The organism is Comamonas composti DSM 21721 (genome assembly GCF_000429845.1).
Classification (GTDB): domain Bacteria; phylum Pseudomonadota; class Gammaproteobacteria; order Burkholderiales; family Burkholderiaceae_C; genus Comamonas; species Comamonas composti.
In genome coordinates, this window is record NZ_AUCQ01000002.1 from 251,246 (window position 1) to 264,990 (window position 13,745).

11 protein-coding genes and 1 riboswitch are annotated in these 13,745 nt (G+C 66.9%); of the genes, 5 read left to right on the forward strand and 6 right to left on the reverse strand.

Translation table 11 applies throughout. The annotated features are described in order from the left end of the window. Nucleotides 1–63 precede the first annotated feature (63 nt). Nucleotides 64–143, reverse strand: a riboswitch (S-adenosyl-L-homocysteine riboswitch). Between the two features lie 282 nt (nucleotides 144–425). The 6 genes from G486_RS0102860 to kdpF all read right to left on the reverse strand — a co-directional run bounded on the left by G486_RS0102860 (nucleotide 426) and on the right by kdpF (nucleotide 8,791). After that, the gene (locus G486_RS0102860) at nucleotides 426–1,142 is read right to left on the reverse strand and encodes a response regulator (protein WP_027014169.1); all 717 of its coding nucleotides are present in this window, start codon (nucleotides 1,140–1,142) and stop codon (nucleotides 426–428) included. A gap of 9 nt (nucleotides 1,143–1,151) precedes the next feature. Further along, nucleotides 1,152–3,845 (reverse strand): DUF4118 domain-containing protein, encoded by a 2,694-nt coding sequence (locus tag G486_RS0102865; RefSeq protein WP_027014170.1) that lies wholly within the window; start codon nucleotides 3,843–3,845, stop codon nucleotides 1,152–1,154. A 28-nt stretch (nucleotides 3,846–3,873) separates the two neighbouring features. After that, nucleotides 3,874–5,955, reverse strand: coding sequence for a potassium-transporting ATPase subunit KdpB (gene kdpB / locus G486_RS0102870; RefSeq protein ID WP_027014171.1), 2,082 nt, complete (start codon nucleotides 5,953–5,955; stop codon nucleotides 3,874–3,876). 3 nt (nucleotides 5,956–5,958) lie between these two features. Next, nucleotides 5,959–6,684, reverse strand: a complete 726-nt coding sequence (gene kdpC, locus G486_RS21395) for a K(+)-transporting ATPase subunit C (RefSeq protein WP_084455001.1) — start codon at nucleotides 6,682–6,684, stop codon at nucleotides 5,959–5,961. Nucleotides 6,685–6,890: 206 nt separating this feature from the next. Further along, entirely contained in the window at nucleotides 6,891–8,579 is a 1,689-nt protein-coding gene (kdpA, locus tag G486_RS0102880; protein ID WP_034386437.1) for a potassium-transporting ATPase subunit KdpA, read from the reverse strand. Between the two features lie 113 nt (nucleotides 8,580–8,692). After that, a complete protein-coding gene (gene kdpF, locus G486_RS0102890; protein ID WP_027014173.1) occupies nucleotides 8,693–8,791 on the reverse strand; it encodes a K(+)-transporting ATPase subunit F in 99 nt (32 codons plus the stop codon). Nucleotides 8,792–9,035: 244 nt separating this feature from the next. On the opposite strand from kdpF, the gene G486_RS0102895 reads away from it, so the two are divergent. The 5 genes from G486_RS0102895 to G486_RS0102915 all read left to right on the forward strand — a co-directional run bounded on the left by G486_RS0102895 (nucleotide 9,036) and on the right by G486_RS0102915 (nucleotide 13,740). Continuing rightward, nucleotides 9,036–9,452: a DUF2170 family protein gene (locus G486_RS0102895; RefSeq protein WP_027014174.1), complete on the forward strand. Its 417-nt coding sequence runs from the start codon at nucleotides 9,036–9,038 to the stop codon at nucleotides 9,450–9,452. Nucleotides 9,453–9,480: 28 nt separating this feature from the next. After that, complete coding sequence (locus tag G486_RS21400) at nucleotides 9,481–10,221, forward strand: PspA/IM30 family protein (RefSeq protein ID WP_051303055.1); 741 nt, start codon at nucleotides 9,481–9,483, stop codon at nucleotides 10,219–10,221. Between the two features lie 30 nt (nucleotides 10,222–10,251). Then, nucleotides 10,252–10,617: a hypothetical protein gene (locus G486_RS21405; RefSeq protein WP_034386440.1), complete on the forward strand. Its 366-nt coding sequence runs from the start codon at nucleotides 10,252–10,254 to the stop codon at nucleotides 10,615–10,617. 48 nt (nucleotides 10,618–10,665) lie between these two features. Further along, nucleotides 10,666–11,298, forward strand: a complete 633-nt coding sequence (locus G486_RS0102910; protein ID WP_027014175.1) for a hypothetical protein — start codon at nucleotides 10,666–10,668, stop codon at nucleotides 11,296–11,298. 204 nt (nucleotides 11,299–11,502) lie between these two features. Beyond that, nucleotides 11,503–13,740 (forward strand): flotillin family protein, encoded by a 2,238-nt coding sequence (locus G486_RS0102915; RefSeq protein ID WP_027014176.1) that lies wholly within the window; start codon nucleotides 11,503–11,505, stop codon nucleotides 13,738–13,740. The last annotated feature ends 5 nt before the right edge of the window (nucleotides 13,741–13,745 follow it).

Consider the following 13,745-nt stretch of genomic DNA (forward strand, 5'->3'; position numbering starts at 1 on the left):
CAAAAAATGAATGAAAAACCACGTTCTGCGGGGGACTTTGAATGGACCTCACCGCACAGAAAGCGTGGGTGAGCGTCGTTGCAATTGAAATCCGAGCCTCACGCCCCGCTCACACTGGGGACGCTGCAACGCTCCTCGGACAGGCCGCAATTATATGCCGCGGCCGGCACCCGACGAGGCCGGGAAAGGCCAGCTCATGCGGGCGCTTATCGGAGCTTGTCCGGCCCGGGTCTGGAGTAGGTCTTGAGGATTTGCTGAAATCTTGCGCAGGCCGGGCATTGGGCCGCGTGCTTGAGTCCTTCGCTGAGCGCCGTTTTGCACACGCACCCATTGCGCTGCAGCTCCCAAGGCCTTTGAAGCGCCGCTGGGCCGGACCGTGCACTCTGACCGGCATCGCCTTCGCCTCAGGCCTGGTGCTGCGCTGATCAGCCCGCCAGCCCCACCAGGCGATAGCCCACTTGCAGCTCGGTGATCAAGTGCCTGGGCTGGGCCGGCTCGTCTTCGAGCTTGTGGCGCAGATTGGCCATGTGCACACGCAGATAGTGGGCGCGGTTCAGATATTCGGGGCCCCAGACCTGCAGCAGCAGCTGGCGCTGGGTCAGCACCCGGCCCTGGCCTGCTATCAGGGCCGAGAGCAGCCTGAACTCTATGGGCGTGAGGTGCACAGCCTGGCCCGCGCGCTGCACTTCGTGCGTGGCCAGGTCGACCGTTATGCTGCCAAAGCTGGCCCGGCTGCCCTGCGCGGGAGCGCCCAGCTGCTGGCGTCTGCGCAGCATGGCGCGCAGGCGTGCCAGCAGCTCGGGCACGCCAAAGGGCTTGGTCAGATAGTCGTCGGCGCCTGCATCCAGGGCGGCCACCTTTTCCTGCTCGTGCTCGCGCGCCGAGAGCACGAGCACGGGCATGGAGGACCAGGCGCGCAGCTCGGCCAGCACCTGCTTGCCATCGGCATCGGGCAGGCCCAGGTCGAGGATCAGCAGATCGGGCTGGCGGCTCGCGGCCTCGATGAGGGCGCGGCGCGCGGTCTCGGCCTCGAAGACCTGCCAGCCTTCGTCCTCCAGCACCAAGCGCACGAAGCGGCGAATGCTGGCATCGTCCTCGACAAGCAGGATGCGGGCTGCGGTCTGGCCGCTTGAAGACTCCATGGGCGAACTCTAATCCATGGGCGGCGGCTCGCCCACGGGTAGATGGATCACGAACTCCGTGCCCGGCCCAGGCTCGGCCGCCATGGCCTTGATGCGCCCGCCATGGGCCTCGACGATGCGCCGCGCCAACGCCAGCCCCAGGCCTATGCCCGAGACCGTGGATTCGGCCTGCCCGCGCGTGAACGGCTCGAACAGGCTCTCCGCCACAAGACCGGCGGGCAGGCCCGGCCCCTGATCGCGCAGGCCCAGCCTGAGCTCGGCGCCTTCGACACACGCGCCTATGTGCAGCCCCGTGCCCGGCGACGTGTACTTGACCGCGTTGTCCAGCAGATTCACGAGCACGCGCTCCATGAGCAGGCCGTCGAGCTTGAGCAGGGGCAGGTCGGCGGGCAGATCGGTGCTCACGGTGCGCCCCGCAAGACTGGTCTTCATCTGGCGCAAGGCGCTGCCCACGACCTCGTCCAGCGGCAGCCACTCATGGCGCAGATGCACACCGCCCTGCTGCAGACGCGCCATGTCCAGCAGGTTCTCCACAAGCTGGCGCATGGCCTGGGCCTGGTGCTGGATCTGGGCCAGCATCTCGGCCGCCCCCTCCTTGCCCGCATGGCGCTGGGCGGCCTCGGCGGCGCCGAGAATCGTGGTCAGCGGCGTGCGCAGATCATGGGAGACGGCCGCGAGCAGGGTATTGCGCATGCGCTCGCCCTCCATGGCCAGTTGGGTCTGCTGGGCCACGGCCACGAAGTGCAGCCTCTCCAGCGCCAGCGCCACCTGGCTTGCGCAGGCCTCAAGCAGACGCTGCTCCTCGGGCACGTCCAGGTGCCCTGGCTGCTGCAGTTGCAGCACCAGCACACCGCGCATGTGCACGGGCGCGGCCAGCGGCACATAGCGGGCCGGCGCCGCAGGCAGCGTGTCCGTGCCTTGGCCCGCATGCCGGCCATGGTCCATGACCCAGCGTGCAATGCTTTCGTCCACCACGCAGAGGCTGCCCGGGGCCAGCTCCAGGGCCTCGCTGTCATCGGCCAGCATGAGGGCGGCCTGGGCATGGAACACGCCGGACACCGTGCCCAGCGCGATCTGCACGACCTGCTCCCGGGTCAGGGCCGCAGACAGGTCGCGCGCCAACCTTGCGAGAGCGCCCGCGCGACGCTCGCGCTCGGCGGCCACGCGCGCCTCATGACGCAGCCTGGCCATGAGCTGGCCGCAGACCAGGGCCACGCCCAGCATCAGCGAAAAGGTGAACAGGTATTGGGTGTCGTTGACGTGAAACGAATCGCGCGGCGGCACGAAAAAGAAATCAAAGCACAGCACGGACAGCAGCGCCGCCCAGGCCCCGGGGCCGCGCCCCCAGCGCAGGGCCGAGAGCACGACGACCAGCAGGAACAGCATGACCACGTTGGCCGGCTCGAACACGCGCATCAGCAGCTCGGCCAGGAGCGTGGCCGCAAGACAGGCCAGGGTCGCTCCCAGATAGCCCTGCCAGGCCAGGCTTGCGGCCTTTTCCACGGATACGAGCGGCAGCTCGCCGCGCACGCTTTTCTGCCCGCCGGCAAGCACCAGCACCTCCATGTCGGGATGCAGGCGCGCCAGGCGGTCGGGCAGGCTGGCCGTCCACCAGCGCCAGGGCGACCACGGCGGGCGCGGGGGCTGAGCCAGCACCAGGCGGCTGGCATTGCGCTCACGCGCAAACGCCACCAGGGCCTGGGCCACGTCGGCACCGGGCAGGGTCACGGTCTCGGCGCCCAGGCGTGCAGCCAGGGCCAGGGTTCTGAGCAGGGCCGCCTGGGCACTGCGCGGCCGGTGCTGGCGCTGCGGCGCGTCCACATAGGCCACAATCCAGTCCGCATCCAGCCTGCGCACCATGCGTGCCACCTGGCGCACCAGGGCATCGTCGCCCGCGCGCCCGGCCACGGCGACCAGCAGGCGCTCGCGCGCGGGCCAGACCTCGCCTATGGCGCGCTCGCGCCGGTAATCGCGCATGTCCTCGTCCACACGGTCGGCCGTGCGGCGCAGCGCCAGCTCGCGCAGGGCCAGCAGATTGCCCAGACGAAAAAAGCTGTGCGAGGCGCGCTCGGCCTGATCCGGGGCATAGACCTTGCCGCTTTTGAGACGGCGCAGCAGCTCCTCGGGCGGAATGTCCACGACCACGACCTCGTCGGCCTCGTCGAACATCTGGTCTGGCACGGTTTCATGCACCTTGATGCCCACGATGCCTGCCACCACGTCGTTGAGGCTCTCCAGATGCTGGACGTTGAGCGTGGTCCAGACGCTGATGCCCGCATCCAGCAGCTCCCGCACATCCTGCCAGCGCTTTGGGTGGCGCGAGCCGGCCACATTGCTGTGGGCCAGCTCGTCGAGCAGCAGCACGTCCGGGGCGCGTGCCAGCGCCGCATCCAGGTCGAACTCGGCCAGTTGCCGCCCCTGGTAGGCCAGCGCGCGGCGCGGCAGCAACTCCAGGCCCTGGAGCTGCTGCGCGGTCTCGGCGCGGTCATGGGTTTCCACCAGGCCGACGAGAACACTGCGCCCGCCTTGCCGTTCGCGCTGGGCTGCGGCCAGCATCGCATAGGTCTTGCCCACGCCGGCGTTGGAGCCGAAGTAGATGCGCAGCCTGCCGCGTGCGGCCTGCTTTTGCTCGGCCTGCAGCTGGGCCACCAGGGCATCGGGATCGGGGCGCCCGGGCAGGGCAGAGACAGGGCTGGTGTTCACGGCCATGGTCCAGCCATTTTCTCTGGTTTCAGGCCCATGCCAGGCCCAGGGCCGTCAGCAAGAGATCGATGAGCTTGATGCCCGCAAATGGCACGACGAGGCCGCCCAGCCCATAGATCAGCAGATTGCGCCGCAGCAGCGCGGCCGCGCCCAGCGCGCGGTACGTGACGCCGCGCAAGGCCAGGGGAATCAAGCAGATGATGATGAGGGCATTGAAGATCACGGCACTCACAATCGCCGACTCCGGGCTTGCCAGATGCATGATGTTGAGGGCTGCGAGCTGCGGATAAGTGCCCACAAAAGCGGCCGGGATGATGGCGAAATACTTGGCCACATCGTTGGCAATGCTGAAGGTGGTCAGCGCGCCGCGCGTCATCAGCATCTGCTTGCCGGTTTCCACCACCTCGATGAGCTTGGTCGGGTCGCTGTCCAGGTCCACCATGTTGCCGGCTTCCTTGGCGGCCTGGGTGCCGCTGTTCATGGCCACGGCCACATCGGCCTGGGCCAGGGCAGGCGCGTCGTTGGTGCCGTCGCCGGTCATGGCCACCAGCCGGCCAGCAGCCTGGTGCTCGCGTATCAGGGCCAGCTTGTCCTCGGGCCTGGCCTCGGCCAGGTAGTCGTCCACCCCGGCCTCGGCGGCAATGGCGGCGGCCGTCAGCGGGTTGTCGCCCGTGACCATGACCGTCTGGATGCCCATGCGGCGCAGCTCGGCAAAGCGCTCGCGCATGCCGGGTTTGACAATGTCCTTGAGCTCGATCACGCCCAGCACCCTGGCGCCGTCGCTCACCACCAAGGGCGTGCTGCCCTTGCGCGAGACCGCGTCCACCGCCTGCTGCACCGGCGCGGGGAAGCTGCCGCCCAGGGCCTCGACATGGCGGCGCACCGCATCGGCCGCGCCCTTGCGCAGGCTGCGCAGGCCCTGGGGCGTCTGCAGGTCCACGCCGCTCATGCGGGTCTGGGCCGTGAAGGGCACAAACTCGGCCTGCAGCTCTGCGCTGCTGCGCTCGGGCAGGCCGTGGCGTTCCCGGGCCAGGGCCACCACGCTGCGTCCTTCAGGGGTTTCATCGGCCAGCGAGGCCAGTTGCGCCGCCTCGGCCAGTTGGGCCGGTGTCACGCCGGGGGTGGCAAAGAATTCGCTGGCCTGGCGGTTGCCCAGGGTGATGGTGCCGGTCTTGTCCAGCAGCAGCACGTCCACATCGCCTGCGGCCTCCACGGCGCGGCCCGAGGTGGCAATCACATTCGCCTGCATCATGCGGCTCATGCCGGCCACGCCAATGGCCGACAGCAGGCCGCCAATGGTGGTGGGAATCAGGCAGACCAGCAAGGCGACCAGCACGGTCAGACTCACGACCTGGCCGCTGCCGGCCTGCTCCACCGCAAAGACCGAATAAGGCCGCAGCGTGACGATGACCAACAGAAACAGCAGCGTCAGCCCGACCAGCAGAATGCTCAGCGCGCGCTCGTTGGGCGTCTTCTGGCGGCTGGCCGATTCCACCATGGCAATCATGCGGTCCAGAAACGACTCGCCGGGATTGACCGTGATCTCGACCACCAGCCAGTCCGAGAGCACGCGCGTGCCGCCCGTGACCGAGGAGAAGTCGCCTCCAGCCTCGCGGATCACGGGTGCGGACTCGCCCGTGATCGCGCTTTCGTCCACCGAGGCCAGGCCTTCGATCACCGTGCCGTCCAGCGGAATCAGCTCACCGGCCTCGACCAGCACCCACATGCCGCAGCGAAGATCGCTGGACGACACGGACGAGCAGCGGCTCTGGTAGCCGGGCTGCTCCAGCTTCCTGGCCATGGTGCTGCGCTTCATGCTGCGCAGGCTGGCCGCCTGGGCGCGGCTGCGGCCCTCGGCCAGGGCCTCGGCAAAGTTGGCGAACAGCACCGTGAACCACAGCCACAGCGCAATCGCGAGGATGAAGCCGGGCCCTGCCTCGCTCTCGCCTGCGAGCGCCATCAGCCACAGCAAGCTGGTGAACAGCGCGCCCAGATAGACCACGAACATCACGGGGTTGCGCCACTGGGCGCGTGGCGAGAGTCTGGCCAGCGCATCGCACAAGGCCTGGCCCAGCAGCGCGGCATCGAACACGGAAAAGGACTTGCGCATGGTTTACTCCCCTGCCCCTGTCACATGGCGGGCCCCAGACCCGGACATGCGCTCGGACAAATCGTCGAGCGCCAGATTGAGCTGCAGCACGTTGACCCTGGGCTCTCCCAGAAGGCCTAGCGTGCGCGGCTCCACCTGCTGATCCACCAAGACCTGAACCCGGCTTTTCGCCAGGCCGCGCTCACGCGCCACGCGCGCCAGCTGCAGCCTGGCATTGGCCACCGAGATATGCGGATCCAGCCCCGAGGCCGAGGCCGTGACCGCATCCACGGGCACCAGGGCCTGGGGCTCCAGCCCGTTGAGCTTGCGATAGGCGACCACGCGCGCAGCCACGGCTTCGGCCAGGGCCTTGTTCGTGGGCCCCAGATTGCTGGCGCCCGACAGCGCCGCGTTATAGGGAGAAGCCTGCATCGCCCCGGGATTTTGCGCATCGACGGCCAGAGTCGCACTGGGCCGGCCCTGGAAATAGCGCGAGGATGAAAAGCCCTGGCCCAGCAGCGCCGAGCCCACGATCCAGCCCTGGCGCTCCATGAAGCTGCCATTGGCCTGATCTGGAAAAAGGCCCTGGGCCAGCAGCGTGGTCAGCAACGGATAGCCCAGGCCCGTGGCCACGGCCACCACAAGCGCCAGGCGCAGGCTGCTGCCCAGCAGGGAGACCGGGCCCTCGGCCCGGAGCAGATCGCCCGGTGCGCAAACAGACACAGAGCCGGAAATATCTTTTGTATTCATGGATCGAACTCCTGCTTCAGCAGTTCATTGCGCTTGCAGCGCATAAAAAACCGAGTCAACAAAGATCAGAGAAAGCCAGCGAGAACGGCCCAGCGCTTGCGAGACTCAAGGCCTGTGAAACTGGCGCCGACAAAAGCCAGAGACGCCGAGCAAGAACCGCCCCGCAGCGAGGGCGGCGCGCCCGCGTAGAGAGCGTGAACACGCTCTTAATTCCTCAACATCTGCAACTGCTCGACCACAGGCCCCAAGGCCAGCGCCGGCAAAAAGGTCAGGCCGCCGACTACCAGCACCACGAACACCAGCAAGCCCATGAACAGCGGCGTGGCCGTGGGAAAAGTGCCCGGCCCCTGGGCCACCGTGGGCTTGGCGGCCAGGCTGGCCGCCGCAGCCAGCATGGGCAGCAAGGTCAGATAACGGCCGGCCAGCATGGCCAGGCCCAGGGTGGTGTTGAAGAACGGCGTGTTGGCATTGAGCCCCGCGAACGCCGAACCGTTGTTGGCCGTGCCCGAGGCATAGGCGTAGAGCACTTCGGAAAAGCCGTGCGCCCCGGGGTTTCCGAGGCTGGCCGGCGTGCCTGGCCACAGCACGGCCAGGGCCGTGAAGCCGAGTATGGAGATGGGGTGGGCCATGACGGCCAGCATCACCAGTTTGATCTCGCGCGCCTCGATCTTCTTGCCCAGGAATTCGGGCGTGCGACCAATCATCATGCCCGCCAGGAACACCGTGAGCACCGCATACTGCAACAGGTTGATCAGGCCCACGCCGTCGCCGCCGAACACGCTGTTGAGCATCATCTGCGCGAGCGGCACAAGCCCGCCCATGGGCGTCAGCGAATCGTGCATGGCATTGACCGAGCCTGTGGTCGCGGCCGTGGTCGTGGCCACGAAGAGCGCGGTATCGGCAATGCCGAAGCGCATCTCCTTGCCCTCCATATTGCCGCCGGCCTGCTGCTCGGCGCCCACCGCCGCAAGCAGCGGATTGCCCGCCTGCTCGGCCGTATGGGCAAGAGCCAGAAAGCCCACGAACATCACCAGGCAGGCGCCGAACAGCACCCAGCCCTGGCGGCGGCGCATGAGCATGGAGCCGAAGGCATAGGTCAGCGCCGAGGGAATCAAGAGCATGCACAGAATGTGCAAGGCATTCGTGAGCGGTGTGGGGTTCTCGAACGGATGGGCGGCGTTCATGCCGAAGAAACCGCCGCCATTGGTGCCCAGGTGCTTGATGCTTTCAAAGCTGGCCACGGGGCCGAGCAGAACGTGCTGGCTGCGGCCTTCGAGGGTCGTGGCCAGGGCCTGGGTCTGCAGCGTCTGGGGCACGCCCTGCCAGACATGGAACACGGCCACGATCAGGCACAGCGGCAGCATCACGCGCCACAGCACGCGCATATAGTCGGCCCAGTAATTGCCGATGTCGCTGGCGCCAGCGCGCGACAGGGCGCGAATCACGGCAGCCGCCGCCACCACGCCCGTGGTTGCCCCAGCGAACATCAGGAACGTGATGGCCAGCATCTGCGTGGCATTGGACAGACTGTTCTCGCCCGAATACGCCTGCCAGTTGGTGTTCGTGACAAAGGACACGGCCGTGTTGAACGCCAGATCCGGCGCCTGGGCCGGATTGCCCAGCGGGTTCAGCGGCAGCCAGCCCTGCAGGCGCAAGACCGCATAGCCGAGCAGCAGCATGGCCGCGTTCGACAACAGCAAGGCCTTGCCATAGGTCTGCCAGCTCTGGCCACGCAGGCTGTCCGCAGGGTCCACGCCGATGGCGCGCAGGCTTGCACGCTCCAGCCAGCCCAGGTGCTGGCTCGAAAAACAGCGCGCCAGCCAGTGCCCCATGGGCACGACCAGGGCCGTCATGAGCAGCAGCACGGCTGCATATTCAATCCAAGGACTCCACATGTGGTTCTCTCCCAGAAAGAAGCTAGATACGCGCCAGGGCCGCAACAAAGCCCCACAGCCCGGCAAAGCAGGCGAGTACCAAGGCGATGAAGATCAGATCGGACATCGCAACCTCAGAAACGCTCGGGGCGCAGCAATGCATAGCCCAGGTAGACAAAGAGCAGCAGGGCGCCCAGGCCACCCAGCCAGAGCGCGATTTCGGACAGCGTCATGAAGATTTCCTTGCATCAGCGCACAGGCGCGCCGCCATGAAGACCCAGGAACTCTAGGCCGCACGGCATCAAGACCGGGTTGAGATTGCGCGCCCGGATATCAAGACCGCATCAAGAACCCGCAACTGACATAACATGACAAATAACCCTTGACATGTTATGTCGAACCCTGGAAACTGCAGCCATTGCCGCTGGTTGCCACACGCGACCGCCCGGCAGTCACAACGACTTGATTGGAGAGCCCATGACCGCCCTGCTTAGTCAACTCAGCCACCTGGACGCGCTGATCTCGGCCCTGCTGGGCGGCAGCAATGTCCAGCTCCAGCCGATCACGGGCGAGGTGCCCGTGGTGCAGATCAGCATAGAAGGCCGCGAGGAGCTGCCCATCTTCGTGACCTGCTCGGACTCGCAGATCATCTGCCTTTGCTATCTGTGGACCGAGCGCGATATCAAGCCCGAGCTCAAGGCCGAGCTGCACGAGGCCTTGCTCGACCTCAATCCTTCGGTTCCCCTGTCCTCGTTCGGCCGCGTGGACGGGCGCTACATGCTCACCGGTGCCCTGGCGCGCAGCGCGCGCGCCGAGGACGTGGCCCACGAAGTCGCCGTGCTCAGCGACAACGCGCTGGACGCACTCGATGCGCTGGCCGACTACCTGCTGTGACCCTTTCGAATCTTCAAGGAGCCCCACCATGACCGTCATCAAAAAGCTTGTCACCCTGTTGCGCGGCAGCGCCCGCGAACTCGGCCAGAGCGTGGTCGACAGCCAGGCCACGCGCATCTACGAGCAGGAGATCGTCGACGCCAAGTCCAGCATCGCCGAAGCCAGGAGCGAGCTCACGGCCGTGATGGCCAAGCAGATGCAGACTGCGCGCGAGATGGAGCGCATCCAGGGCGAGATACGCCGCCACGAGGACATGGCCCTGCAGGCGCTGGACAAGACCGAGGAAGGCCTGGCGCTCAAGGTCGCCGAGCGCGTGGCCGGCCTCGAAGCCGAGCTTCAGGCCCAGACCGAGGCCCATGCAGGCTTTGCGCTGCAGGTCAACCGGCTCAAGGACCTGATACGCGGCGCCGAGGCCCGCGTGCGCGAGCATGAGCGCGAGATCGGCATCGCCAAGACCACGGAAAGCGTGTATCGCGCCACGCAAAGCATTTCCGACAACATCGGCAGCACGGGCTCGCGTCTGAGCAGCGCACGTGAATCGCTGGAGCGCATCAAGAAGCGCCACGAGGACCTGGCCGACCGCATGGCCGCAGCCGAGACGCTGGACAGGGAGTTCGGCCACAAGGCGCTGGAGAACGAACTCGCGGCCGCCGGCATAGGCGACAGCGACAAGAGCCGCGCCGAGGCCGTGATGGCCAGGCTGCGCGCCAGGCAGCTTGCCGCAGCCCAGCCCTCGCCGCAGCCCAAGGCCGACAGCCAGGGCGGCTGAGCGCCCGGCCACCCGACACAGGAACGCCCCATGAACGCCACCAGAAAGACACCGCCGCGCTGGCAAGGCACGGAGCCCGCGCTGCGCGCAGTGCAGGTGGCCTTCGATGTGGAGCAGGCCGTGATCGAGGCCATACGCGTGGCGGCCTTTCATGAGAACGTCTCCACCTCGACCCAGATCCGCTCCGTGCTGGGCCTGCCCGTGGCCGACAAGCCCAAGCGCCCCAGGCTCACGGTGACGCTGAGCGAGGCCGACTATGCGCTGCTCGCGCAGCGCTACGGACTCTCGCCCGAAGACCGGCTGGGCATCAAGGAGGCAGCCACCAGAGAGCTCATCGCCTTCACCGCCCCGGCCCTGCCCAGTCCCGCCAGCACTCCCCATCGACACAAACGCTAGCCCTCGGGCTTTTCAGGCTTTGCTCACCAGAACCGATACACCAACACCATGAGCGAATTTCTTTCCGTAGCCCTGGGCTTTCCCACCATGCTGTTCAGCATAGGGCTGGCCGTCGTGCTGTTTTACTGGCTGATGGCCATCATCGGCCTCGTGGATTTTGGCGAAGGCGCCATCGACCTGGATATCGGCGATGCGGCCGACGGCAGCGAGCTGGGCCTGATCGCCAGCTATGTGGTGGCCTTCGGCCTTTCGGGCGTGCCCTTCTCCATCGTCGTGACCCTGCTGGTCGTCGTCGCCTGGACCCTGTCCACGCTGGCCGGCATCTGGCTGCTGTCCTGGCTGCCCGGCCTGCCGCTGCAACTGCTTGGCGGCCTGGTGGTGCTGGTCCTGAGCATGGCGCTGTCCGTCATCATCACGGCACGCCTGGTGCGCCCGCTGCGCGGCATGTTCGCCACGCAGTACGGACAAAGCAGCGCCGACCTCGTGGGGCAAAGCTGCCGCATTCTCACGGGCGAGGTCAACGAGCGCCTGGGCCGTGCCGAGGTCGCGCAGCGCGGTGCCAGCCTCAACATCCGCGTCTGGTCGCCCAGCCCCAACCCTCTGTGCCGCGGCAGCCTGGCGCTGATCGTGGAATACGATGCCGCCGCGCACCGCTACCTGGTCCAGCCCTGTGATGACTGAGACGCTCCCCCTGAGCGGCTGCGCCGCAGGGCCCTTGCTTGGCATCCCCGGTTTGGCCCGGCCGGTTTTTTGCGCTTCGCCCCCTTGTTTTGCGCCCCACCCCTTTGGGGAAGGGCCCGCCCTGCACTGCGCTATTGATGACTACTGATGACTGAAACGCAGCAACCTTCTGCCATTCCCCAGATTTTTAACCAGCCGTAGCCCATGACACTCTCCTCTTCGTCCATCACCTTTCTGGTCCTTGCGGGCTGTGCCGTCGTCATCCTCTTCGGCCTGTTCGCGATGTTCGCGCGCTTCTTCCACAAGGTGGAGCAGGGCCAGGCGCTCATCATCAACCCCTTCCGGGGACCGGCCAAGGTCACGTTCACGGGCGGGCTGGTGCTGCCCATCATCAACCGTGCCGAGCTCATGGACATCTCGATCAAGACCATCGAGATCGACCGCTCGGGCGACCAGGGGCTGATCTGCGCGGACAACATCCGCGCCGACATCAAGGTCAAGTTCTTCGTGCGCGTGAACCAGACGCCCGAGGACGTGCTGCGCGTGGCCCAGGGCATTGGCTGCGCCCGCGCCTCCAACCACGAGATCCTCGAGGATCTGTTCTCGGCCAAGTTCTCCGAAGCGCTCAAGACCGCAGGCAAGGCCCTGGACTTCGTGGACCTGTACCAGGCACGCGACCGCTTTCGCGACAAGATCATCGAGCAGATCGGCGACGACCTCTCGGGCTATGTGCTCGAGGACGCAGCCATCGACTATCTGGAGCAGACGCCTCTGACGCGCCTGGACTCGAACAACATCCTCGACGCCCAGGGCATCAAGAAGATCACCGAGCTCACGGCCGTCGAGCATGTGGTGACCAACGAGCTGCGCCGCAACGAGGAAATGCAGATCAAGAAAAAGAACGTCGAAACCCAGGAAGCCCTGCTGGAGCTGGAGCGCCAGCAGGCCGATGCCACGGCCCGCCAGGCACGCGAAGTGGCCGGCGTGCGCGCCCGCGAGGAGGCCGAGACCTCCAAGATCCAGGCCGAGGAGCGCACGCGCTCCGAGATGGCCCGCCTGCAGTCCGAGCAGCAGCTGGCCGTGCAAAACGAGAACGTGCTGCGCGAAAAAGAGGTGGCCGAGAACAACCGCAAGCGCGCGGTGGTGATAGAGCAGGAGCGTGTGACGCGCGCCCAGGAGCTCGAAGTCGTGGCCCGCGAGAAGGAAGTCACGCTGCAGCGCATCGAGAAGGACAAGGCCGTCGAAGTGCAGAAGAAGGCCATTGCCGACGTGGTGCGCGAGCGCATCGTGGTCGAGCGCACCGTGGCCGAGCAGGAAGAAGCCATCAAGGAAGTGCGTGAAGTGGCCGAGGCCGACCGCACGCGCAAGGCCGTGATCATCGGCGCCGAGGCCTCGGCCGAGGAAAAGGCCGTGATCGAGGTCAAGGCCGCCGAGGCGCAGGAACGCAAGGCGCGCCACAAGGCGGCCGAGGACCTGGTGCTGGCCGAGGCCCGCCTCAAGGTCGCCGAGCGCGAAGCCGAGGCCAAGAAGCGCGAGGCCGAAGGCATTGAAGCCCTGAGCGCCGCCCCGGGCCTGGCCGATGCCAAGGTGCAGGTGGCCACGGCCAGCGCCAAGCTGGCCAGCATGGAGGCCGAAGCCACGGGCCGCGAGAAGGTGGGCCGAGCCGAGGCCACGGTCACCGAAGCCCAGGCCCAGGCCGAGGCCACGGGTCTGCGCGCCCGCATGGACGCCGAAGCCGAAGGCAAGCAAAAGGTCGGCATCTCCGAAGCCCAGACCACCCAGGCCAAGGCCGAAGCCGAGGCCACGGGCCTGCGCGCACGCATGGAGGCCGAGGCCATAGGCAAGGAGAAGATCGGCCAGGCCGAAGCCCTGGTGCGCACGGCCGATGCCGAAGCGCTGGCCAAGCAGGGCGATGCCGAGGCCCACAACATCGACGCCAAGTTCAGCGCCGAGGCGCGCGGCCTCAAGGAAAAGTTCGAGGCCATGAAGGCCATGAGCCCCGAGACGCGCGAGCACGAGGAATACCGCATGCGCCTGGAGCGCGCGCATGTCGAGACCCTCAAGCAGATCGAGGCCCAGCAGCACATCGCCCGGGAACAGGCCGAGGTGCTGGGCGTGGCACTCAAGAATGCCAAGATCGACATCGTGGGCGGCCAGGGCGACTACTTCGACAGCTTTGTGCGCGCCCTGTCCGTGGGCAAGAACATCGATGCCACGCTGGGCAAGAGCGAGACCCTGCAGGTCGCGTTCAAGGACCAGCTCTCGGGCGAGCGCAATGTGGTGGACGACCTGCAAAGCCTGCTGGGCGCGGCCGGCAGCTCGGCCAGCGAGCTGCAAAGCCTCAGCCTCTCGGGTCTGATCACCAAGATCATGCAAGGCGGCAACGAGAGCCAGAAGCAGGCCTTGATGCAGCTCGCCCAAAGCCTGCGCAAGCCCGAGTGATACGC

Coding starts and splice junctions, on each gene's coding strand:
- G486_RS0102910 (WP_027014175.1), top strand. CDS start 10,666: ATGAGCGAATTTCTTTCCGTAGCCCTGGGCTTTCCCACCATGCTGTTC.
- kdpB (WP_027014171.1), bottom strand. CDS start 5,955: ATGCGCAAGTCCTTTTCCGTGTTCGATGCCGCGCTGCTGGGCCAGGCC.
- G486_RS0102895 (WP_027014174.1), top strand. CDS start 9,036: ATGACCGCCCTGCTTAGTCAACTCAGCCACCTGGACGCGCTGATCTCG.
- kdpC (WP_084455001.1), bottom strand. CDS start 6,684: ATGAATACAAAAGATATTTCCGGCTCTGTGTCTGTTTGCGCACCGGGC.
- G486_RS21405 (WP_034386440.1), top strand. CDS start 10,252: ATGAACGCCACCAGAAAGACACCGCCGCGCTGGCAAGGCACGGAGCCC.
- G486_RS0102860 (WP_027014169.1), bottom strand. CDS start 1,142: ATGGAGTCTTCAAGCGGCCAGACCGCAGCCCGCATCCTGCTTGTCGAG.
- kdpF (WP_027014173.1), bottom strand. CDS start 8,791: ATGACGCTGTCCGAAATCGCGCTCTGGCTGGGTGGCCTGGGCGCCCTG.
- kdpA (WP_034386437.1), bottom strand. CDS start 8,579: ATGTGGAGTCCTTGGATTGAATATGCAGCCGTGCTGCTGCTCATGACG.
- G486_RS21400 (WP_051303055.1), top strand. CDS start 9,481: ATGACCGTCATCAAAAAGCTTGTCACCCTGTTGCGCGGCAGCGCCCGC.
- G486_RS0102915 (WP_027014176.1), top strand. CDS start 11,503: ATGACACTCTCCTCTTCGTCCATCACCTTTCTGGTCCTTGCGGGCTGT.